We start from the raw sequence: 23400 nt of genomic DNA, 5'->3' as shown, positions 1-23400 counted from the left end.
CCCGGCAATGCCATGATCGCTTGGGGATATATACAACTCCCGCGGCTTTGCTAGCATCGCAACGGAGTGTGTGTCCCCACGGTGCGTCTGTAAGCATCGTCATTGGCTCTACCTTTTCTCCCCCCGTCGCGCCCGGGCGCGCCCGGGGACAGAGCACGCGCACATGACACCCTCATGCAATGCCAGCAAATCAATCCGGGGTCTGTCCCAGCAAATCAATCCGGGGTCTGTCCCAGCAAATCACCCCGGTGTCTGTCCCAATACCGTTCGGTACTCTTCTTGCTGAGGGGCGTCGGGGCGTAAAATGCTGACATTGTTGGGTGAGATTGGGGTTATTCTTGCTAGCATTTGACGGAGGTGGAGGATGTCTGCGTCAGATTCTGAGGGTAATGGCAAGCATATTAGGTCTAAAGACATCAAAGGATTGAGGTACTTAAAGGCGCTTCGTCCATTTCTAGAACGCTTGCATAAGGTGGGAACGAAGCGTGATCAGGGCCGCCAGCGCAAATTGTTCATGGACCAGTACTGCATGCTGATCCTGCTGTGGCTCTTCTCCCCTACGGTCGACTCTCTGCGGGGCCTTCAGCAAGTGACCGAACTCAAGAAGATCCAAAAGAAGTTCGGCATCTCTCGAGCCTCTATGGGCTCGCTGTCGGAGTCGGTCAGGGTGTTTGACCCCGAGGCGGTCAAGGAGATCATGTATGAGCTAGCGAAGCTCCTGCCCGAGCCCAAAGTGCCTGAGAGGCTTTCTCAGTTAAGCAAGACGCTAATGGCCGTCGATGGCACTGTCGTCAAGATCTTAATGCAAGTGGCCGAACTGGCTTGGATCAATGAGTCTTGCTGTGGTTACAGGTTGCATACCCACTTCGAAGTTCTGCGGGGTCTGCCCAAGCGTATAGATGTAACCGGGGCAAATCCCAAGGGCCGAGACTCAGAAACAGCAGTTCTCGAACGAACTATTGCGCCTGACCACTGCTATATGATGGATCGAGGGTATGCCAAGTACCAACTTTGGAACAGGATTCATGCTCAGGACAGTAACTATGTTTGTCGCGTTAGCGACAAGATCCAGTTTGAAGTGCTTGAGGATCGCCCGCTAACGGAACAGGACCGGCAAGCCGGCGTGTTGAGTGATCAACTCGTTCAAGTGGGGGCCAGTGAGAACAATCGTCCCGACCATCCGGTTCGCATGATTTGCGTGCGATGTTCGCCTCACACCAGTCGCGGTCGAACTCGGGGGAGAAACTTCTCCAGCACTGGTCCCAGCAGCGATGGCGTCCTACGAATCGTCACCGACATGCTTGATCTGCCGGCTGAGTTGATCGCTTATTTATATATGCTCAGGTGGAGTATTGAGCTATTTTTTAGAATGCTCAAGCAGTTGTTGGGCTGTCGTCACTTGCTGAGCCACAAGCAAGAGGGCGTTGAGATCCAGGTCTACTGTGCGTTGATAGCCTGCATGTTGATCCTGATTTACACCGGACGCACTCCGACCAAACGCACTTTCGAGATGCTTTGCCACTACATCAATGGCTGGGCCAGTCTGGAGGAAGTGGAGCGGCATCTCGAACGCCTGAAGGAGCGACCTCCCTAAGTCCCAAGCCAACTAGTCTCTAATGCTAGCACTCAACTGGGCTACCGGTGCGCGCCGATCCAGAAAACGCAACAACTGCACACTCTATCTGTGAACGCTAGCAATTCGATTCACCCTGAAAAAACGCTAGCATTTCCACACTCGACAGCAAGGCAATTCGAGGGCCGAACGGTATTGTGTCTGTCCCCAGGCGTGAGGCTGGGGACAGACACCTGCTCGGCTTGCAAGCAAGCCGCCACTGGGGACATACACCATGCTCTTGCCTTTGCTAGCTCACAAACTAGGGCAAATTGAAGACGCGATTTTTGAGCCTTGAAAAATATTGCAGAATATTTTCGGGCGACCCAATCTTGAAAAACCCTGGTGCTTACAGGGTATGCACTCAGCCAGCGGGGCGGCGCGCCCTTGACGCATCACTATCTATATAGGGTGACGTTTCGTTGTTACCGGCCACCGGGCTACCGATGGCTACTGCTGTTTGCTAGCACAAGAAAAAGGAGTGCAAGATCATGGCTCGAAAACCTCGGAGAAGTTTGTTCAGTCCAGACGAAGTCGCCACCGTGCATATCTCCAATCGCTGTGTCCGCGGCCAGTACCTGATGGGACTGGACGAGACCACCGGCGAAGATCATTCCGAACGACGCGAGTGGTTTCAAACCTACATGCAGTTCTGTGCCGGGCACTTCGCCTTCGACGTGCTGGATCAAGCTATTATGGAAAATCACTTTCATGTTCTGGGCAGAGCCCGGCCCGATGTGGTCCTGTGCTGGAGCGATGCCGAGGTAGCTCGCCGCTGGCTGACCCTCTGCCCGCCCAGCTCTGGCAAACGCAAAGGCAAGAATAAAGACAGAGCTCCCCTGCCCACCGGACCTACCAAAGCTCAGATTCGAGCCCTGACCGGGCAGCCGGAGTTTATCGCCGAGCTGCGCAAACGCCTCAGCGACATCTCGTGGTTTATACGCAAGATCTGCCAACACGTGGCTCAGCGGGCCAACGCCCAAGCCAAAGCAGCCAATAAGCCCACTGGCAGCTTCTGGAACGGTCGCTTCCACGGCGTACGCCTGCTGGATGAAGAAGCCGTGTTGGCTTGCTCGATTTACATCAATCTCAATCCCATCCGCGCCGTCATGGCCTACACCTTCGAAGACAGCCAGTACACCTCGATCCAGCGGAGACTGCAAGATCTGTTGATGGTCATGCCAGCTGACGAGAACAAGGCCATACCTGAAGCCATCTCCGATCCTGGTACGGAGCCAGTATCCGGCTCAAGCGCAGCGCGGCCGCTGGCCAGCGACAGCCTGCTGGACGATCAACTGGGCAGCGATCACTTAGGCAGCGATCAAGTGGTTAGCGATACCAAGGTGCAGCCGCTGGAGGTGGCTGCCAGCCATCGCAGGGAGGCCTCGCCGCCGCAGGACATCTTGGCGTCTAGCCTCTCCACCAATGCGGCCGCGCCCGACCGGCGGCGTTCGCTGGCTGAGACACTGGCCGATCAGATCCTTCGGTTTGGATCGGCGATGGCCTACGAGCCTGAGGAGGGCGAAGAGGAGTCGCCGGAGATGGCCGAGCTGCGCAAGTTGCCGCCTGTGCCCTGGCGGCCGGGCGGCTACCTGGCGCCGCTGGAGATCAACGAAGCACTGGATCCGATCGGACCACGGCTCAGTCGCAGTTGTCAGCGCTGTAGTGATCGTGGCTATTTGACGATGACCATTGGCAAGTACATCGAGTTGCTCGAATGGTGTGCGCGGCAGATTCGCCCTGGCAAACGCGGCGTGATGCCCAGCGACACCCCGCCGATCCTCGAGCGTTTGGGGATTCCCCCGGAGGTGTGGATGAAGCTGGTCACCAGCTTCAATGAGCTCTTCAGCACAGTAGCTGGCATGCCCGAAAGCGTCGATGCGCATAGCACGTCGCGCAATGAGCGTTTCTACATGCCCAAAGCCACGCGTGAGATGTTGACCATCCAACCGCTCTCCCAGCAGCCGATCGAACCAACTGCGCCGGAGCAAGCGGCAGACATGTCTAGTTCGTCGGCCTAGGGCCGACGGGCACACGACAAGCTCTGCTGGCTTAGCCGGAAAGCTTCAAACCAGGCAATTTCGGCCATTCTAAAAACTCACCTACCGGGTGCGTCTCGCTACCGGTCTATCCCGGTCTCACCCCAGCGGCCACACAACACCCGCCAACGCCCTCAAAAATCGCTCCCACACCCGCGCGCCACTCCCAAACAGCGTTTCCCCGCCGCTCCACCTGCGCGCATCCGAACTAAACCGCTCTCACCACCGCGCGCCCACCACCGCTTGAGCCTCAAAATGCCTGCGAATATGAACGGGGACAGACCCCGGGTATACACGGGGACAGACCCGGGGTATTTAGGGAAGCGTGTGCTCTGTCCCCGGGCGTGGCCCCCGGGCGTGGCCAAGCGTGGAGGAAGTCGCGTGATCTGTCCCCAGGCATGGATGACATGGGGGGTTAGTAGCAGCAGAGTCTGCGGCCGGGGAGTTGGATGGTGAAGGGGAAAAGAAGTGCGATGCGTTGGTCGCACTGAACGATGATGTCTAGGGGCGAAATGCGGATGGCGTTGACGTTACTGCGATTGGTCACGATGGCCACCATGGGACTTAACAGTTGCAACGATAACTGCTCGCGACTGACCTCGGCCTCAAACCGACTGGCCACGACAATTCGATTTCCATCGGGCTTGGGCTGAAAAAAGTAGGGATGCACATCACGCGTTCGCTGTCGCCCAACTTCGTTAATGCCTCGCAGTGGAAACAACACCTCCGAAAAATCATCATTGCTTTCAAAACAACATCGCATGTGGCGACGGGTGCGTCTCAGAAATTCTTCAGTCTTAACCTGAAAATGATGCTCATAAAAAATGGGTCCCACGGCATCGCCCCAACGATCACGACACTGAGACTCCGCATTGGCCAAGTCCACCCAGTACCGCCCCATTTCTTTAGAACTATCAAACAAAGCACCGTAGTTCTGAATGCGTGGCAAACCCTTCCACACCCCCAACAACTCATCAATCTTCGCCGACGCTTTCACCTGTGCCTCGACCCAGCCCGCCCAGTGAGCCCAAGTCGCTTCTAAATCCGCACGAATCAAATCCACCGTCAAACGCTTGTCGTCCTGCCCAGGACCGTGCTGCTTCAAAAAACGAATCACCCGGCTAGCCCCAGAATGTTCCTGGGTCCACTGCTGACGGTAAGTCTCGCAAATCGCTGCGATAGCAGCTTCCGGATCGGAGCTCACGTTTCGTACTCGCCTGATACCTGGTGCGCTACCGCGCAAAGCTAGCACTGAAGGAAATTCCCCATAGTATGGCAACCTTTCTCCCATATGACTAGCACTTTCCTTGTGGGTCAACTAACCATAGAAGGGAGATCTTGGACTGACCCGCCAGAAAACTGCAAGTAGCCCCTAGTCTAAATATTGCCGGGAATTTCAATGAAGAGTACATTCGACACTCCTCCAAATGCCTGCATTATTGGCCCTTGGGCTGGCTCTGAACTATCTTCCCTCCCTTCAGACCAGACCTGCCTATCCCACACACCAAGTAACTCGATTTAGGTGCAATTCGTTCAGTGACACCTACGATCGCCATTGTTTACCAATCACGTTCCTGGCTCGGCTACTGCCTGCAAGCTGCCCTCATTGGATCGCTTGTGCTTGGCGCCGCCAATTATTCGTTGCGTGGACAGCAACGCCCGCCCCCAGCCCCGGATATAACGCTCGAACAACTTTGGCATTTAATTGAAACCAGCCAAGGTAACACCAAGCTGGAACATCAATTAGCCCTTTTGAAACGCTACGACGCCTCCACTGACCAGCGTGACAAAGTGGCTACTGATTTAATCGCTCAACATGAAGCCCAAGACTCACCAGGCGTTCTAGCCGCCGCCTACGCCGCCAAAGGCCGAGTGCTCGCCGACCAAGCCGATTTCTCCGAAGCAGAGCAAGTGCTCGCCAAAGCGGAATCCCTCGCGCGACAAAATGCCCACACGGATCCACAACTACTCTTCAGAATCTTGTGCAATCGAGCCACCTTCCTAAACGTTCTCGGTGATCGCTCTCAAGCCGCACGACTGCTTCGCGAAGCCATAGATCTGTCCAAGTCACAACCAGATCAATTCGAAGTCGCATTTGCATATAGCGTACTTGCCCACATCGCTGAAGCCGCCGGCGCTATCGACAAAGCATTTGAATACTTTCAACAAGCCTTTGAATCAGCGGTCAAATATCAGAAGACGGAAGTCGCTGCCCAAGTAGGCATCAATATGATCGAATTGGCAATTTCTGAAGACGACTTCTCAATGGCTCGCGAAATATTAACGCATTCAGAGCCCTGGATAGAGAAATCAAGCGATCCACAAGTGCTGCTGGCTCTCAAACTACGCAAACAAGATCTGCGCAGTCGTGAAAGCCCACAAGAAGCGGCGATTGAAATCGAAAAACTTATCGGTCAATTAGATAATCAGGCCGACCCCCAGGCGCTCGGACTGCTGTATCTGTCCTTGGCTGGCTGCCGACTCAATAGTACCCAGTACGCCGCCGCCTTGGAGGCCGCCGATTCGGCCAGCGAATACTTGAAACCCATGTATCGCTCATGGACCTTTGCTCAACTCCGCCGCCTCCGCGCCCTATTCGGCTTAGGGGAAGTTCAGAAAGCACTGGAAGGCGTTGATGGACTATTGGCCGACTCGCGCCTGGTTGCAGTACACCGCATCGAGTTACTCGAGTTCCGCTCAACACTTCTGGCAGGCCTGTCCAAGTACCAAGAATCGCTCGATGCATTATCAGAATGCCGCAGGCTCGAATCCGATCGAGATCTGCAACGTGCTCAAGAGCTCGCACAATTCATCAAAGGCACATACGACGATCAACAACGTGAACTTGAACTCTCGACCGCCAAAGCTCGACAAGCCGCAGCTGAAGCTCAAGCAGAGCTAAGCATCTCAGTCGCGCGACGCCAATCCGCCGAAGTTGATCGTGCTGAACTCATTCGCAACGGCAGTATCCTGCTGTCGGCGCTGACCTTGATCGGCACCACCCTGTTTATTCGAGCTTCTGCCAAACGACGCACTACTGCCGCCCTGGCTCGACGCGAACACGAATTGAACGAAGAACTCAAACAACGTTTGTCCGACCAATCTGCAGAACTCCAACAACAAGTTACCTCGCGTCAACAACTCGAATTGGCTATGGAACGCAAATTCCGTGATGAAGCATTAGGCAAACTCACCGGCGGCGTGGCTCATGACTTCAATAACCTCCTGACAGTCATTCTACATTCGATCGAACTCATTCGAATGAAAAACCCTCAGTTGTCAATCGATTCAGTATCGCTACTCGATGCCATCACCAGTTCAGCCGAATCAGGCACCAGCATCGTTAACCAGCTCATGGCCTACACCCGCCAACAACCGCTTGAGCCCAGACCATTGAAAGTTGCCAACTGGTTAGCCGCCACTCGCACCATGCATCGGCAAATGACTGGCAAGTCCATTCATTACGTCGAACACGATCAGGCTGGGGATGCCACTATTTGCATTGACGCCGCTCAATTAACTACGGCAGTCATCAATTTGCTGGCCAACGCACGCGATGCGCTAACTTCTCCAGGAGGAACCATTGAGCTCAATGTTCAACAAATCGAACTCAATCCACATACTCAATCCGAATGGCGAGACTTGCCGCCCGGACGATATTGCCTGTTCGAAGTTCGCGATAATGGCAAAGGCATGAGCCAAGCGGAATTAGCTCATGCCTGCGAGCCGTTCTTTACCACCAAGAAGCCCGGCGCCGGCACCGGGTTGGGCTTGAGCACCGTGTCGGGCTTCGTCAAACAATCGGGTGGCGAATTTCGTCTGACCAGCGCCCCTGGCTTAGGAACGGTTGCTAGTTTTGTATTGCCACTGACGCAACGTCTTGAAGCACCCGAAATCAGACACTCAGAAATTCGTGCCAACGCCAGATACAACCAAGTTCTGTTGGTCGAAGACCAAGAAGCTGTTCGCACTGTCTTGGCCGCAGGACTTAAGTCGATCGGCTACGTAGTCACGCAAGCTTGCCATGCCGATGAAGCTGTGGAGATCATTGGACGCTCAGGCGCACCTCAAATTCTGTTGTCCGATGTGCGCATGCCTGGCTCCATGAACGGCGTCGAACTTAGACGCTGGGTACTCACGCGTTATCCTAAAGTTCATGTAGTACTGATGAGTGGTTATCGCGATCTGGATGCCGACTACGAACCCAACATCCTATTCATGCAAAAGCCGGTCAAGCTGCAAGATTTGCATCGTGTATTGTCGATGCAAATCAACTGAACCAGGTCTGCTCGATCTAATCGATGAAGATGTGTCGACGTGCTTATGAACATATCCGACCCGCCGTCGCAATTCGTATGAGCGTCAGGCCGGCCTTCATAATACCCAGCCCGGCAATCACCAGGACACCTCCCTCAATCACGCGCGGCGTCTCTAAGTTGGTGACCAAGATAAATGCCATCCGCAACACATAGAGCGCGGCCAATATCAACAACCAACCAGCTATCTCGCGAAACCATAACATTAATGCTTGCCCTTATCTACCCAAAGAAGCTGAACCTGAAGAAGTACTTTTCTCGACTGTTCCCCATTCCGGTGCGCTATCTTCTCAGCTTCTTCAAACGTCCCAATATGCTTCGAATATCACGAAAGTAATGCGTCATTGTCAGCGTTCGCAGATACAACTCCGCTTCGCTGCGTGAAAGGCCGCGCCAAGTGGCTACGCTGATCAACAACAGGCCAACGACAGCCAGCACAAATGCCAAAGGGCCCGGCCATAATTTCAACTCCATCATCAAACTCCGATCCCACCACAACGCCACCCCAGAACGGCTGACCGGCAGTTGTATAAACACGATCATCGAAATGAGCACCACGACCAGCAGTCCCGCTACGCGCTTAACGGCCATGGCCGTTGACTGCCACAATGCGCCGACTCGCGGTGTGCTGCCAGTCGATTCTCGTGCCAAGGCGGTATCGATCTCGGCCTGAGAGCTAGCAGGAGGATCCGGTTGGGCATGCAACAGCGTTTGTAGTCCCAGGCCTAACCAATAACGCAGTTCGCGGCGCCAGGTGCGATACCCTGCGACGTAAGCCAACAAACACAAGCACAGCCAAGCGTAAAAAACAGATCCCCATCCGATCAGCCCAACGCCCTGCTGCGGTTCACGCACCAGTATGTTGGCCAGCAACGCAGACAAGATCACCCAAGTCCACCCCCGCAGCATGACCCAAATTATAGTGCCAGTGAGTATTAATTGAATAAGCAGCCCCACCGGTGCATCGAAGAACAACAAGTACGACATCAAGAGTGCCGCCGCCGCCAAATGCGCCAAGTCTCCTATCAGTAAATACTTTGGCAGTACTTTCAGTTCGGTCGCTGATGTGGTCGATCCACCAAGTTGCGTGTTCATCAACGCTGCCTCTGAAAATGCGAACGACCGCTTCTGGCCGTATCGATCTCGGCCAGCACCATTCCGATAGCTTCCTTCTCACCTGAAAAACTAACCGCAGCCCCCACATGCGTGAGCTCGCGTTTTAGTTGTAACGACAGATCGCGAATACGCGTACGTTCTGCAGCTAACAGCAAGTCAGCAATACTCTCGGAACCTGGCAACACGGCTTGCTGCTGCGGACGAAGGAAGGTTGTAGTCGGACAGATAAATGCAACTCGATGATGCTTGGCGATAGCCAGTTTGACCGTGCGCTGCAATGCTTGGAAATGAGGTGCAGCGCTGAATAAATCTGCCATGATCACGAAGACCTCGTTATCGTGCGCGTGCATCAGCGCTCGCAGTATATTGTGGCTGATCGCTTCCATCCTCTCCGTGGCGCTCGCAATCGGTTCGTCTGGTGCTGGTAGCAGCGGTGCCATCCAAGGCATGCCAGCGTCATGCAAAAACTGCTGCAGATATTTGCCGATCGGCTCATCGCTGAGCATACAAGCAACATGCTCGCGAAGCGGCAAATCATACAACTGGCTAATCACGTTGACCATGCGAAAACGTCGTCGATAGTCCGACCGCCAGACCCAAGGAACACGATTGACTCGACTGTTGAGTAACTCGGGATAACGTTCGTGACAGACAGCTAGCGCCGTCATCTTGGCGGCCGACGTGACCGGTCCAGTCGATGGCGGTGCCTTCAACGAAAAATCGGCTAAGGCCTTCAGCAATTCCATCAAACCGCGATCACCCGAGAACCAAGGCATTCGCTTGGCCCCGGTTTCATCTACCAGCAGACAATCCACCGGATCGCCGACCGCGATAGCGGCTTGAGCAACACTGGCTGCCACGTAGTTGATTTGGTCCAGCAGTCGCAGACCAAAACCGCCAATTCGCGTCGGCACTGAACCATCGACGATTAAATGAACGCGGACTGGTACCTCGGATTCGTATTGCCGGGTCAACAATTTGTCACGACGCGCTGAGACCTTCCAAGCGATCGATTTGGGTGGGTCACCCGGCACATATTCACGCAACTCCAACAACTCTGAGCCCATGCCCGAGCGTTGCAGGCGATGGATACCATGACGCGGCAATGAATTGTGCCGCTTGACTGTGGGGCGCATCTCACCAGATTCATAGTAACTGGGCAAGACAACATATTGTCTGGGCGCATCCAAGAAACGATGCGCGCGAAACAAGCCAAACATGTCTTCGATCACCAAACGCACACCAGGCAATCTCAGCCTGCCTGCCGAGAGTATTCGAGCAGCGTAGTGAATGCTGGCCGATTGTTGTCCCACCTTAAGTTCGGCTTCGTGTTGAGCCGTTAACGGACTGACGTCGTTTAGCAGTCTTCGCAAACGCAAATGTCCACGTTCCCACAAGCTGCTCAACCAAGGCGGTTGCACTGGCTCAGCAGATTTGTCCGTGCGATGCCAGGATTGGTCGCGCTGCTCTCGTGCATCAAGTTTGCTGGCCTTCTGGTCCAAAGTGGTCAGCGCTGGCTGTGGAGCGGACTCTGGCGGGTTGATCTCCAACTGCTCCGGAACATAATCGCGAAAGCGAATGTTCAGTCGCGAAGCTTTGCGCGTCGTCAAGCGAACTTCGAAATCAGCTCTGCGGGTCGCCCAGAGTGTATCCCCTTCAGCGCGACCGCCGACCAGTCGTAAAAGCTTTATACTCGGCAGTTCCCATCGCATCCACGCGCGAAATCGCCAACCTTGGACGAAGATCCACACGATGACCGACAAGGAAACGAGCGACAAAAGAATTTGACCACGCGCGGTGCCGATGCTCAAGCCACACAACGCGATGGCTGCCAGTACGCGAGCCCGCACGGTCATGGCTTGGGGTCTCGCAGTACAGGAACTGATTGCACGATTTGACTGACTACCGACTCGACCGTCTTGCCATCCATCTCCGATTCAGGACGCATGATCAGGCGGTGCCCCAGCACAGGCAAGGCGATCGCTTGCACATCCTCATGCGTCAAATAAGTTCGTCCATTGAGCAGCGCATGAGCCCGACCGGCTTTCATCAAATTGATCGCCGCCCGCGGACTGGCTCCGAGTTGTAAGTCAGGATGGACACGGCTTTGCCGCACCAGGTCGATGATGTACCCTTTCATCTCTTGAGTGCAAAAGACATCGTCGAGCTGCCGTTGGATAGCAATCAATTCTTGTTCATTCGTTACGGGCGACAGTTTGACAGCTGGTCGACTATGCAGATCCAGCATGCCAATCTCTTGCTCGCGGTCGGGATAGCCGACCATCACTCGGAATAGAAAGCGATCCAACTGCGCTTCGGGCAAGCGATAGACGCCTTCTTGCTCGATGGGGTTCTGAGTGGCCAAAACTAAAAATGGTTCTGGCAGCGGCAAAGTCTTGCCTTCGATCGTGACCTGGCGTTCCTGCATCGCTTCCAGCAAGCTGGATTGAGTACGCGCCGGCGCTCGGTTCAACTCATCAGCCAACAATAATTGACAGAACACGGGCCCTTTGCGAAGTATGAAATCGCTGGTTTGGCGATCGAGTACTTGAGTGCCGGTGACGTCCGAGGGTAACAGGTCAGGTGTGAACTGAACACGTTCAAAATGTATGCCCAACACCGTAGAAAACGTGCGGCACAGCGTAGTCTTGGCAGTGCCCGGCACACCTTCCAAAAGTACGTGACCACTGGCCAGCAAGGCCATCAACAACTGATCCGTTACCCCGCTTAAACCGACTACGATCTGGCCGACGGAGGCTTGGGTCTTTTCACGCAGGTCGCGAACTCGCGAGGCGAGTTGGTCAAGATTGGAATTCGCAGCGAGCACTCGAGATGATTTTCAATGGTTAAAGGAAAGAAGGCACTGAAAGAGCCTTAGCTCTGTCAGCAACGGGAGGCACTCTGAGTAACTTGGTTGTTCACAACGGATTGCTTAGGGGATTGTGGCGCCCGGGTTAATCGCCATGTCAGGCGGTGACTGCAATATAGTTCCTCAAGTTAGCGATCGTACGACCGAAGTGTTGAAATTCGAGACCGGCCATTTGTTCGTGACAACCGCGACTAGCGATATCCACAATTCGAGTGAGCTGACGTTTGTCTTCGGCCACGATGCTGGGGGAGCGAACCAGGAGCAAGGCCAATGCCTTTTGCCAGTCGCTCGAATGACTCGAACCGGTCCATTGGATACAAAATTCACGCGCCAAGTATCCGGCAGCGGTGCGATAATCTCCTGCTTCGTTGCCCGAAACTATCTCGTATGCATGTCGCATACGTCTGCGGGCTAACCACATCTCGCGAATGGCGCGACTGGTCAGCAATTTCCACATCCCCCAAAGTAATCCGGCCACCACCAGTGCGCCCAACAGGAACCGAAAATAGCGTCGGGGGCTGATGTTGCGTGGCTGCTGGGAAAGCGCTTCGTTCAACACATTGGAATCAGCCACTTCTTTGGCAATTGCATTACCCAACCTGAGCATGCGTTCCAGTGAGGGCTCCGGCAGTGGCATATCCGACGGATTGATCTTGTTGCGTTCTTTACGCAGTTGCTCCGCCAGGCGTTCGGTGGCGGAAGAAAGTACTCGATCATTATGGACGAAAGCCAACTGCGTTCGACGTTGTTGCTTCAATAGCTCGGCGGTGCGTAGCGCCAGTTTGGCATTATCGCCATGCCAGAGCATGCCATTGGTCAAGAGGCTCGAGTCGGCCATGACGATCAACATGCCTTGAGCCTCACTGGTCGAGTTTGCTGGGACAGTTCTAGGTTGGCCAACCGCGATCAGTGCTTTGCGGCGACTATCCAATGGATAGGTTATGTTAGGGTAGGCCAGAATCGTTTGCCATTGCCAACGCGATCCTTCCGCCGGCACAAACCAATCACCTCGATTGGTAATGATCGTCTTGACTCCTGGGAACCAGTCTTGCGGGTCATTGAAGGTGGTGATCTTCAGACAATCGTCATAATCTTCGTAACGATAGCGCGGGTCGGTGACTGTTACTGGACCTCTGCGGAATGTTCCCAGTCCTCTAAAGTCCGAAAAGAAGCGAGGACCCGAGTTCAATTCGCATAGCAGAATAGCCGTGCCGCCTTCCTCCACGAAATCTAAAATTCGCTTGGTCGAGAGCTTGCCCAGCGTGCCATCCTCGCTCGTAATCACCAGTGCCGAAGTTTCAGGCTTAGCCAGCAGTCCACCGATATCACTGACTGTCTTGATGCCCTGCTCTTCCAGTAGCAGCTGAAACAAGTCGAATTGCGGATGCCATTGACGATCCGCTTCATCAAATTTTGATTGCGGAACTTGAGCGATCAGTGAGCCAGGAGTGCTCAACCACCACAGAAGTCCATAAGCGACGAGAATGCGTAGATAAATTGGCAAGATTGTGTAGCCGACTTCACATCTTGGATTGGCTGAGCGATTCAACAATGCGGCGAACCTGCTCCAATTGTTGAGGAGTCAGGTCTGCATCTTCCGGATAGTAACGAGCCTGCTCGTAGACATTAGCTAGTTCGCTCATGGCCGCAGCATATTGTGGAGTATGTTGGTTGAAGTGTCGAACCACCAGGCGATGCGTCCACCAATCAGCCACTGGTCGCGTGCGACGGACCAACGCATGAAACGTGCGAATTACATCGGCTCGCGTTTTCAATCCGTCGGACAAAACATTCTTGACCCATTCGGCCTGGCGTTGGGAAGCGGTCGCCATTTCCACCAGGCGACGACGACTGAGCCAGATGACGGTTGCGATCAGCGCAACCGCCAGCAGCAATACAGTGGTCATGGAGTTCGTCCAGCGAAATTCTGGCATTCCCAGACTTGTCGCACCACCTGCGCTCGACGATGAACTATTGCTTGTTCTTCTTGGCGCATCTTCTGGAATCACGGATATCGATTTCCACAGATCATTGGCCCAGCGCGTCCACTGCTCCGAGTTTTTGCTGGAGGAGTTGGACCAACTGGATGACCCGGCCGACGGACGATTGTTCGGGCCATTGCCACCAGCAGCTTGGGCATTGGCCGAAGGTGCATTGGTAGGGCGAGTTGCATTTTCAACTCCATTCTGGCTCGATCGAACCAAGTCTTTAAGCGTATCCATGTTCGAAGGGCTAATTTGCCTATTGGCCGATGCTGCGGTACCTTGGCGTTGGGCTCTGCGTGCGTGCTCCGCTTCTTGCTCCTTGATCGTATCTTCCACGATCTTCTTCAGCGACTTGGCGAAACCACTTTCTTCAATCTTGCGCCGCATCTCCGTGCGATTGTTACCGGACTGTTCCGAAAGACGCGTAACATTGAAACCGCGATTGATGCGCGACGAAGCAGATTGCCGAGAACTACCGCTCCCAGTTCCCTCCAGCGAGGTTGCATCCATGGCCGGTGTCAAGGCTTGGTTGCCTTCCGGCTGGGGCGCCTGCGGTGCGCGATATTCACTACTAAATGGATTATCGCGACTATCGAGCTGCAGCAATTCTGATGGACTGCTGGCCGTATTCGAATCCGGCGTCGTGTTGGAGCTGGGTGTTTGGCCGCCGGCATTAGCACTCTTATTCGCTGCGTTACCATCTTTGGATAGGTCAGATGTATCAGATGAAAAGGCTGCGCCGCTGGCAGGATAATTGGGATTGGGTATATCCAACGGATTAGCATCGATACCCGAGTCGCGAGGCCGCAAGCCTGAGTTACCGAAGTTCGGATTATTACTGGAGGCGGCGTTGTTGGGTTTAGTCGATTGCTCGCCGGCCGAAGAGTTAGGCGAGGCCGCATTTGGATTTCGACGAGCTTTGACACTCGATGGGCTACTGCGGTTAGCCTGATTAGGGCGTCGAGCATCAGTCACACTAGGTGCGCCTGTGGACCTGGGCGGTACGTCAGTTCGATTGTTGCGAACCGAATCAATCTTCTTTTCTTGGCCCGACTGCCACGGTGCTTGCGCTTCCAGCGACTTACGATTCTGTTGTTCAAACTGCTTTAACTTGTTGAACAGCGCGCGGTATTCTTCGGGGATCCCACCCGGCAGTGAATCGTTGGCTGCTGACTGTCGAGATTGATTGCCAGTCTGATCTTCTTGCGGATTGTCTTGCGGGTTGCTTGATTGACGATCGGATGGTTTGTCTGAAAAAGGACTATCGAGCGATTGGTTGGCTGGCGGCTGCTGGCGGGCTGCTGCATCGCGTCGCTGAAACGGTGATGTATCACCTAGCTTTGACTCAGAATCCGGCTGGTCACCACTGGTGTTTTCCTGCTGTGGTGCCTGCAGGTCATTAGGCATTGGCACGCCATCGCGTGAGTTCTTGAAGGGTAGCTGTTGATCGCGCGAGTACTGCTCAAGCATGCGTTTGACCTGCTCGCGCTGCTTTGGGTCTGGTACTAAGTTATCTATCCACTGCGGTGGGATCGACTTGGGATCGGGCAGCTCCAATTCGCCTTTATCGTTGCGAAAACTCTCGACCAGGTTGTTCAGCATCTTAAGCTGCTGGGGCGACAGTTCTAACGGTGACTTCTCTGGATTCTGCCCTACCAGATCGTTGAACTTCTCAAGCAGTTTCACTTGGTCGAGGACACTGCGAGCGCCTTGAGGCGGTGGCAGGTAGCGATGGCTAGGTAAGCTAGCCCACTCCATTTTTCTCTCATTGGTCTGAGATTGAGCGATCGCCGGCTGACCAGTCAACGCACATGCGCATAACCATGCGGCTAGTGCACAAATCAGTCTGCGATCCTCTGGCATGAGAGTACCTCTTCCGCGCGCCGGCCAATAAACGCCTCAATCAACGATTTGGTAGACGGTTCAGGACACCGCCCCCCCGCTACGAGGCAGAACCTCCATTGTTTCATTATAGTCGTTCAGCGGCAAGGTTGAGTGGCATAACCGTAGGGGAAGCCCGTAGCCGAAGTCGCCAGACTTTGGACGTGCCAGGGATCAATTTCCAATCTCTAGCGAGATCGGCTACGACTATGGTAGTTCTTTGATGTAGACATTCTTGAAGTACAGGTTGTCGGCCACTCCGTCTTGGTTGGGGTGGTACTGCAATTCAATGGGGCCACGCTCGGGAATGGGCTGGTCCTTTTGCCAAAGATTGTCCAGCGGTACCTGGTCGGCGACCAACTTGCCATTGAGTTTCACGGAGACTTTGTCGCCGATCATGGTGACGTGAAAAGTATTCCACTGTCCGGGTGGATTATCGGCGAACACCAGCGGCACTTTGTGTTCGGGATTCTTGTTGTTCCACAGAGCACCCGAGCCTTTGTCCTTTTCAAGTTTGAATCGCTCGGGGTTTACCGAAGCCGAATCCCAGATTTGAACTTGGGGAATACCGCGCAGGTAAATGCCACTATCACCTTTGGGGTTAATCTTCCAGTCGACCATCAATTCGAAGTTGGCATAATGCTTGACCGTGGCCAGGTTGACCCCTTTGCCATCGTTGACCAAGGCACCGTCTTCGATTTTCCAGTGCTTCTCCATCAGCGCGTTGGCTTTGGCCTGAGCTTCCGCTAACTCTGCGGGCTTCATGCTCAGGCGGCGATCGATCTGCACCGACCCCTCCCAAGCAGAGAAATCTTTCCCGTTGAATAGTGCGGTAAAGCCAGCCGGAGGCTGATTGTCTGCCGCCCGAAGTTGACCGACGATCAACGAGATAAACAAGCAAATGAGAGTGATAGTGCGCATGGTTGGGCTCGCAAGGTGGGAAGACTTAGTTTCGAACCACCATTGTACCAGAGGTTTTTAACGCACGAGCGCGCAAGTTGTATCATCATCCCTCCGTCTGTGCGTTAAAATCCTGCAGACATCTGAGCATTCACCGGAGACTACTATGCAGTGGATCGATCGCCAGCGACTTAAAACGGGATTTCTAGCCGGCACCTTTCTGAATCTCGGCTCACCGGCAGCGGTGGAAGTTGCGGCTGGAATCGGCTTTGATTGGCTGTTGATCGATCTGGAGCACGGCAGCGGCTCATTGGCAGAACTGCGACCGATGTTGTTGGCATGCCGCGGGAGCCAGGCGGCTCCCATCGTACGTATTCCTAGTGTCGATCCCGATGTCGTTAAATTTGTGATGGACAGCGGCGCAGCCGGGATCATGTTTCCGTACGTGAGTACACCCGAGCAAGCGCAGTCTGCCGTTAGCGCGATGAAATATCCTCCGTTGGGTGCGCGGGGCGTAGCTGGAATCATTCGTGCCACCGATTACGGCCAAACATGGCAGCCGTATTTTCAATCAGCCAACGAAAATAGCCTGGTCGTCGTCCAGATTGAAACTTTACAAGCAGTCGAAGCAGCCGATGAAATCGCAGCCATCGCAGGGGTCGATGTGTTGTTTGTTGGCCCGTTGGATCTATCGGTCAACATGGGCTGCCCTGCTGATTTTACGCCTGCCGCGTTTGTAGATGCGCTCAAGCATGTTATCGCTGCTTGCCAGCGCCATGGTAAGACACCTGGTATTCTCTCGCGTCCACAACTGGTGCCCCAGCATAAACAATTGGGGTTCCGCTTCTTTGCTCTAGGCTCCGATACCGGCGCAGTGGTCAGCGGATTGCAAGAGAGCCTAACGCTCATGCGCATGTAGTGGAATGCGTCAAGCATTTCGTGAATTCGCGTGTAGCCGATCTCGCCAGAGATTGGAGATTGATCGGTGACGCGTCCAAAGTCTGGCGACTTCGGCTACGGTTATCGCATGTAGTGGAATGCGTCAAGCATTTCGTGAATTTGCGTGTAGCCGATCTCGCCAGAGATTGGAAATTGATCGGTGACGCGTCCAAAGTCTGGCGACTTCGGCTACGGTTATCGCATGTAGTGGAATGCGTCAAGCATTTCGTGAATTTGCGTGTAGCCGATCTCGCCAGAGATTGGAAATTGATCGGCGACGCGTCCAAAGTCTGGCGACTTCGGCTACAAGCCTCCGTTACGGTTATCGCTGGCGGTTGGCTAGTTTTTCGCGAACGCGATGAGCTCGCTCCACAGATCCGCCTGCCATGGGTTCCAGGATAAAGTTCCTTTTGTAGGCGGCCAGACCTTGGTCGAGATACGCTAAGGCTTCATCGAGCTTGGCGTCTGTATTCAAGCGTGCATCGGGGATCAAACGCAATTCAGCTAAATGCGTAGCGGCTTGAAGCATACTGATTTGGTAATAGCGATTGTCTGGGAATCGTTCGGCTAACTTGATTAGCCGCTGGATTGATTGAGCGAAGGCCTCCTCAGCTGGCAACCAATGCTGCTTGCCTTGTTCCACGATTCCCAAGCGATCATGACTGTTGGCCAAAATGGCTTGATATTCGGGTACGCTCGGAAAGGAATCGCAGAGCTTTTGGCAAGTATCGATGGCTCGTCGCAAATACTGTTCGGCTTGCGTGTCATCCAGCGGATCTAGACGTGCACTGGCGGTCGACAAGGTATCGGCATATTCGAGCAACACGTTCGGATCGCGTGGCGTACGCTCCAACAACCGGTCAAGCGTTTCTCGTGCCTCATTGAAGGCTACGGTCGCGTCTTTCATGCGTCCACTGGACAAAAAATGCAACATCACATGCCTCTGTGATTGAGCATAGGCCAACAAGTAATCATGGCGATCGGGAAACTCGGTTGCCAATTGCTTAAACAACTCAGCTGCTTTCAGCAGATCGACTTCGATCGGGTTTTTGCCCCCGAACCAACCGCCACCTGGACGAGGTTTGTCGTTGGGGCCAAAGTTGGGTGGTCCGCTTCCAGGTCCGCGATGTTGACCGTTCTCGGGCGGCTTGGGCGGCTTGAACATGCGAGATAATTCATTCAATACATCGCGAGGTCGACCATCCGGTGGTGGACCCGGCGGACCATCCAATCCATCCGGTGGTGGACCTGGTTGTCGTGGTGGCCGATCGAAGGGTTGGTCAGGTCGAAAGCCATTTGAAGGTTGACGATCAGGTAGCTGACGATCAGGTGGCTGACGGTCAAGTGGCGGGCCATCGGGTCGCATTCCATTCGGTGGCGGGCCGAAGGCTCCGAAACGTCGCCAGCCGCCCATCGATCTACCACCGGGTTGCGGCTTGTCGTCCGACAAAGCCCCGGTTCGACCCAGTAGCGAGCCGGCTAGGTCATAACTACGAGCCAGTTCGAAACGCACGTCGGCCAGCTTGGTCATCTCTTCACTTTGCGATTCAAGAATGCGAATCGCTTCTTTGTGTTCCCACACGATCTTTTGCACTGGTCGAGCCATTGTCGAGAGCGCAAAACCGCGATCGTTGTAGATCTTGGCGATGTTTAACGTCGTGCGCTGGTCTTGTGGATCTTGTTTCTGGGCCAACTGTAGAAGTTTTAAGGCTTCATCATAAGAGTTGATGGCTTCATCACCTTTGCCCAATCGGAGTTGAATTTGTCCGATGCGATGATAGGCCGTGGCAGTTCGCGCTCGCAGGGCCGTGTCTTCGCTATTGCCTTCAGCAAACTGCGCATAGAACTTTAAGAGACTATTCAGTAGTTCTGCGTCGGCGCTACTGAGCGTGACTTCGAACCTCTCACTGTTTGGGTCTTTGTCTTCGCTGGCGACTTGTTTGTTATCTGCCTGTGGGCCACTGGAGTTGCTAGTACCTTCTTCAGTAGCGGCAGCTTGCAGGTCGATCGACAGGGATTGAGGCACGCCACGTTGGGCGACATTGTCGAAGATTGAATCGAAAGCTTGCAGGGCGACGTTGAGATTCGTTTCAGCTCGAGCCTGGCTGGCGACGGCTTGCTGGCGAGCTTTGTCGGCTTGAGTGCTAGCCGCGCGAGCTGCATCGCGCGCCTGCTGGGCATCATCCAAGGCGGCGCGGGTCGTAACCAGCCCTACGCTGGTCACGATCGTGGTTGCAATTAACAGCAGCAGTGCCGCAGCCGATGTCGCAGCCAGTGCCGGATTGCGCCTGGTCCATCGGCTCAATTTTTCCACCACCGAAGCACGCCGCGCTGCGATTGGTCGATCGTCCACAAACGAGCGCAGATCCTCGGCCAGGTCTCCCGCACTGGCATAGCGATGCACTTGCTCGAAGGCGGTGGCCTTCAGAATAATCGTTTCCAAGTCGCGAGGTATCGCCGGATTGACTTGACGCGGCTGGGCAATTTCGTGATTGCGAATGCGATTGGAGAGCGATTTAGAAATGTCGAACGCTGGTTTCCGAGTGGCCAGTTCGTACAGGGTCAGTCCCAATGCATAAATGTCGGTGCGCTCGTCAGCGCGACCTTCCAGCTGTTCAGGCGCCATATATTTGAGCGTACCCATGACGTCGCCCGTCTGCGTCAGCTCACCGACGTCGCTCAATTTAGCCAGCCCAAAGTCGGTCACCCAAACTTCGCCACTGTTATCCAATAACAAGTTCGACGGCTTGACGTCGCGATGCAATACTCCGTGACCATGCGCGTAAGCCAACGCGCTGGCGGCCTGCATGCCTACCTTGCCGATGTCGACAAATGACAATTCAGACGCTTGGCTCAGCGGCTGACCATCGATCAGTTGCATCGCAAAGTAGTGCACGCCATCTTGCGAACCACTACCGAATACGGGCACGATGTTCGTATGGTGCAAGCGCGCAATCGCTTCAGCTTCGCGCTGGAAACGTTCGAGTTGCTTGGCAGATTCATGACTGTTGGTGGTTAGGACCTTCAGCGCGACTCGGCGTTTCAGCGTGATCTGCTCGGCCTCGTAGATGACGCCCATGCCACCGCGACCTATTTCGCGGATGATGCGATAGTCACCCAGTTGTTCGAGGTTCTTATGCACGATGCGATGCTGACGCCGATGATTGGCATAACGGGAGTGTTCTTGTTCGCTGACGCGTTCAAATAGGGCGAGCGATTCTAAGAGCGCGCGAGCTTCTGCTTGTTGTTCGGGGACGCGTTGTACGTACTCATCGATTGAAGGATTGGCGCCGTTGCGCCGCGCGGCGGAGAATTCGGCTGCCAGTACTTCCAGCGGATTGCGACCAGAGTCGCTGCCGTCGATGGTATCGTCACACTCACTCATTTTTTTGCCCTTTGGCAATCTGACTCAGCCGCAACATGGCGCGCACATAACGGTTGCTGGCGGCGGTAATGCTGATTCCCAAAGCCTCGGCGATTTGATTGTTGGTCAATTGTTCAAAGTGTCGTAAAGCCAAAACTTCGCGATCGATCTCGTCCATCCCTTCCAGCAGCTCGCGCAGTTGTTGTAACTCTTCTTGCCGGACCATCGCCTGGCTGGGCGAAGTCATTTGCTCAGCAAAGGCGGATAGGATCGACAGGCTGGTAGCGTTGGGGTCAGGTTGATGAGCATGCGTGACTTCGAACCGCGGATCGCGCTTTTGACCAAAGTGTCGCCGTTGGACACCGATCAAAATCTGGTATGTGATCTGCCGCATCCATACAAAAACCGAGACCCGCGCATCTTCCAGATAATCGGGCAGCCGCCGGGCTAGTTCGATGTAGGCTTCCTGCAGCACGTCCTCAGGGTCGACGCGCCCCCGAACACGCTCGTCCAAACGAAATTCGAGCATGCGTTCCAGCCGCGGGCGATAGGTTTCAAACAAATCCGCCAGTGCCGTTTTGCCATCGGTTCTTAACTGTGCAATCTCCTCATTCATGCCCAACATTCTAACCAGCCAACGACTATATCTGATACAGCAAAAGATTCAGGCCGATCCACAGGAGTAAGGAGTAAGGAGTACTCCTACTCCTACTCCTACTCGAACGCATTTCGAGTACGAGTACGAGTAGGAGTACGAATGCGGACTATTTCGAAACTTACGGTGGATTGCCGGGTTAGTTTTGCAGTATGGTCCTCAGGCGAGTTAGAATTTGCCCGGTTTCGCTGCCTTTTTCTCGCACACCGTCAAACTAAACAATGGATTCTCATCTCAAAGAAACGCTCGACCAACTTCGGCAAGCCGTATCGGTGGAGCAAAATGTGTCGGCCATGACCGTGGCCATCTATCTGCTCCTGGGAGCGGCCATGTCGCTGTATGTCCGGTTTTTGTACCGGCAATGCGGCAGTTCGGCTAACGACGCGGACGCTATTACACGCATTTTTCCCTTGTTGACGATGGTGACCATTGGCGTCATTTCGGTGGTCAAGTCATCGATGGCTCTCTCGCTGGGATTGGTCGGCGCCCTGTCGATTGTCCGCTTTCGCTCAGCCATTAAAGAGCCCGAGGAACTGGTTTACTTGTTTCTGTGTATCGGTATCGGCCTGGCTTTGGGGGCCGGCCAGCCGCTTTTGGCTGTCGTCCTGGTGGTCGTAGTTTCCGTGGTCGTACTGTCGATGCACTTTAGCACTGGGGGCCGCCGCGAGCAGAATCTGCTGCTGACCATTTCGGGCGACTCAGAGCGTTACTTCAGTCAAGGCGAATCGAGCGCCATGGTGGCCCTCGAGGAAACGGTGCCGCGTTACTCGCTGCAACGCTTCGACGTCGAAAACAACCGCGGCCAGGTCCGCGTGGTCATCAAAGAAACTCATCCTCGACAAACCGTTGAATTGATCTCGCAACTTCGGGAGCGATTGCCCGACTGCGAGATATCGTATGTGAATCTGAATACCAGTTGGTGAAGGCACTCCAGTATTTCCAAGTCCCCCTAATAACGCCTAAGGTTCGTAGGGCCAGCGTATGTTTTCCGTACTCGATCAAACCGAAAAGCGACAAGACCTGGCGCAGCGTCGCGAGGTCAAGTACGTACTCAGCGGTTCGGATATTGGAACAGTGCGGCGCTTGCTTGATACCAATGCCACTCGCCAGGTTCACAACCACCAAGTATCAACCGTCCGTAGCGTTTACTTTGACGATGCTCGCTTGTCGGCTTGCCAGGCTAATCTCAAAGGCTTGGGTACGCGTCGCAAGTTACGATTGCGATGGTACGATCAACTCCTGCCCGGCCATCATGCTTTTCTGGAAGTCAAATGGCGGGACAATCGCGTCACAGGCAAGCATCGCATGCACGTCACTTGCCAGCAACCTCTGGCTGAACTGGCGTACAAACATTGGATCAGTGAACTATCGCGATCGGTGCCACATCGCTATTTGAATTATCTGCTGACCTACAGCGAACCCACGGTACTGGTTGAATACAAACGCGAGCACTTCGTGGCAGGCGATCTGCGCTTGACGATTGACTACGACCTTGCCTTCTACGATCAAACGGGCAAGCAGTTCTTGTCGACGCGTTTTCCAGTGCGTTTGCGGGACTTTATGGTACTCGAAGGCAAAACACCCGTTGGTCGCGAAAGCGAGTTGAAGGAACTGCTGTATCCGTTGGCGCTGCGGGCGTCGCGTTGCTCCAAATATGTACACGGATGTCAACGCTTAGGCTTGGTCGCCGGCCGGGCGTAGGAACCAGCTTTTCAAACTCATCA

16 protein-coding genes are annotated in these 23400 nt (G+C 54.4%); 6 read left to right on the top strand and 10 right to left on the bottom strand.

What is annotated here, in order from left to right; genetic code table 11:
• The first annotated feature begins 364 nt into the window (after positions 1-364).
• Entirely contained in the window at positions 365-1594 is a 1230-nt protein-coding gene (locus SH573x_RS29975) for an IS4 family transposase (RefSeq protein ID WP_479351024.1), read from the top strand.
• A gap of 509 nt (positions 1595-2103) precedes the next feature.
• The gene (locus SH573x_RS29970; protein ID WP_479351887.1) at positions 2104-3633 is read left to right on the top strand and encodes a transposase; all 1530 of its coding nucleotides are present in this window, start codon (positions 2104-2106) and stop codon (positions 3631-3633) included.
• A gap of 433 nt (positions 3634-4066) precedes the next feature.
• Here the strand turns inward: SH573x_RS29970 and SH573x_RS29965 are convergent, their stop codons facing one another.
• Entirely contained in the window at positions 4067-4855 is a 789-nt protein-coding gene (locus tag SH573x_RS29965) for a hypothetical protein (protein ID WP_479351886.1), read from the bottom strand.
• Between the two features lie 332 nt (positions 4856-5187).
• Between SH573x_RS29965 and SH573x_RS29960 the strand changes: the two genes are divergently transcribed.
• Positions 5188-7929, top strand: coding sequence for an ATP-binding protein (locus SH573x_RS29960; RefSeq protein WP_479351884.1), 2742 nt, complete (start codon positions 5188-5190; stop codon positions 7927-7929).
• A gap of 43 nt (positions 7930-7972) precedes the next feature.
• Here SH573x_RS29960 and SH573x_RS29955 read toward each other — a convergent pair whose 3' ends face one another.
• The 7 genes from SH573x_RS29955 to SH573x_RS29925 all read right to left on the bottom strand — a co-directional run bounded on the left by SH573x_RS29955 (position 7973) and on the right by SH573x_RS29925 (position 16739).
• Positions 7973-8173 (bottom strand): hypothetical protein, encoded by a 201-nt coding sequence (locus SH573x_RS29955; protein ID WP_479351883.1) that lies wholly within the window; start codon positions 8171-8173, stop codon positions 7973-7975.
• 76 nt (positions 8174-8249) lie between these two features.
• Complete coding sequence (locus SH573x_RS29950; protein ID WP_479351882.1) at positions 8250-9062, bottom strand: hypothetical protein; 813 nt, start codon at positions 9060-9062, stop codon at positions 8250-8252.
• Entirely contained in the window at positions 9062-10939 is a 1878-nt protein-coding gene (locus SH573x_RS29945; protein WP_479351881.1) for a DUF58 domain-containing protein, read from the bottom strand. The genes SH573x_RS29950 and SH573x_RS29945 overlap by 1 nt, the downstream gene beginning before the upstream one ends.
• Entirely contained in the window at positions 10936-11910 is a 975-nt protein-coding gene (locus SH573x_RS29940) for an AAA family ATPase (protein WP_479351880.1), read from the bottom strand. Before SH573x_RS29940 ends, SH573x_RS29945 begins: the two co-directional genes overlap by 4 nt.
• A gap of 139 nt (positions 11911-12049) precedes the next feature.
• Positions 12050-13456, bottom strand: a complete 1407-nt coding sequence (locus SH573x_RS29935; RefSeq protein WP_479351879.1) for a DUF4350 domain-containing protein — start codon at positions 13454-13456, stop codon at positions 12050-12052.
• 16 nt (positions 13457-13472) lie between these two features.
• Entirely contained in the window at positions 13473-15800 is a 2328-nt protein-coding gene (locus SH573x_RS29930) for a DUF4129 domain-containing protein (protein ID WP_479351877.1), read from the bottom strand.
• Between the two features lie 225 nt (positions 15801-16025).
• Entirely contained in the window at positions 16026-16739 is a 714-nt protein-coding gene (locus tag SH573x_RS29925; protein ID WP_479351876.1) for a 3-keto-disaccharide hydrolase, read from the bottom strand.
• Positions 16740-16884: 145 nt separating this feature from the next.
• Here SH573x_RS29925 and SH573x_RS29920 point away from each other — a divergent pair, with 145 nt between their 5' ends.
• On the top strand, positions 16885-17637 hold the full coding sequence (locus SH573x_RS29920; RefSeq protein ID WP_479351874.1) for an HpcH/HpaI aldolase family protein: 753 nt from the start codon (positions 16885-16887) through the stop codon (positions 17635-17637).
• 342 nt (positions 17638-17979) lie between these two features.
• Here the strand turns inward: SH573x_RS29920 and SH573x_RS29915 are convergent, their stop codons facing one another.
• Complete coding sequence (locus tag SH573x_RS29915) at positions 17980-21042, bottom strand: serine/threonine protein kinase (protein ID WP_479351873.1); 3063 nt, start codon at positions 21040-21042, stop codon at positions 17980-17982.
• A complete protein-coding gene (locus SH573x_RS29910; RefSeq protein ID WP_479351871.1) occupies positions 21035-21637 on the bottom strand; it encodes a sigma-70 family RNA polymerase sigma factor in 603 nt (200 codons plus the stop codon). The genes SH573x_RS29915 and SH573x_RS29910 overlap by 8 nt, the downstream gene beginning before the upstream one ends.
• Positions 21638-21897: 260 nt before the next feature.
• Here SH573x_RS29910 and SH573x_RS29905 point away from each other — a divergent pair, with 260 nt between their 5' ends.
• Together SH573x_RS29905 and SH573x_RS29900 are read left to right on the top strand one after the other, a co-directional pair.
• Complete coding sequence (locus tag SH573x_RS29905; RefSeq protein WP_479351869.1) at positions 21898-22599, top strand: DUF4956 domain-containing protein; 702 nt, start codon at positions 21898-21900, stop codon at positions 22597-22599.
• A 58-nt stretch (positions 22600-22657) separates the two neighbouring features.
• Positions 22658-23377: a polyphosphate polymerase domain-containing protein gene (locus tag SH573x_RS29900; RefSeq protein WP_479351867.1), complete on the top strand. Its 720-nt coding sequence runs from the start codon at positions 22658-22660 to the stop codon at positions 23375-23377.
• Positions 23378-23400: the final 23 nt, after the last annotated feature.

The organism is Rania fehmarnensis (genome assembly GCF_056494185.1).
This window is presented reverse-complemented; position numbering and strand designations above follow the sequence as displayed.

Coding starts and splice junctions, on each gene's coding strand:
- SH573x_RS29975 (WP_479351024.1), top strand. CDS start 365: ATGTCTGCGTCAGATTCTGAGGGTAATGGCAAGCATATTAGGTCTAAA.
- SH573x_RS29970 (WP_479351887.1), top strand. CDS start 2,104: ATGGCTCGAAAACCTCGGAGAAGTTTGTTCAGTCCAGACGAAGTCGCC.
- SH573x_RS29955 (WP_479351883.1), bottom strand. CDS start 8,173: ATGTTATGGTTTCGCGAGATAGCTGGTTGGTTGTTGATATTGGCCGCG.
- SH573x_RS29950 (WP_479351882.1), bottom strand. CDS start 9,062: ATGAACACGCAACTTGGTGGATCGACCACATCAGCGACCGAACTGAAA.
- SH573x_RS29945 (WP_479351881.1), bottom strand. CDS start 10,939: ATGACCGTGCGGGCTCGCGTACTGGCAGCCATCGCGTTGTGTGGCTTG.
- SH573x_RS29930 (WP_479351877.1), bottom strand. CDS start 15,800: ATGCCAGAGGATCGCAGACTGATTTGTGCACTAGCCGCATGGTTATGC.
- SH573x_RS29925 (WP_479351876.1), bottom strand. CDS start 16,739: ATGCGCACTATCACTCTCATTTGCTTGTTTATCTCGTTGATCGTCGGT.
- SH573x_RS29920 (WP_479351874.1), top strand. CDS start 16,885: ATGCAGTGGATCGATCGCCAGCGACTTAAAACGGGATTTCTAGCCGGC.
- SH573x_RS29915 (WP_479351873.1), bottom strand. CDS start 21,042: ATGAGTGAGTGTGACGATACCATCGACGGCAGCGACTCTGGTCGCAAT.
- SH573x_RS29910 (WP_479351871.1), bottom strand. CDS start 21,637: ATGAATGAGGAGATTGCACAGTTAAGAACCGATGGCAAAACGGCACTG.
- SH573x_RS29905 (WP_479351869.1), top strand. CDS start 21,898: ATGGATTCTCATCTCAAAGAAACGCTCGACCAACTTCGGCAAGCCGTA.
- SH573x_RS29900 (WP_479351867.1), top strand. CDS start 22,658: ATGTTTTCCGTACTCGATCAAACCGAAAAGCGACAAGACCTGGCGCAG.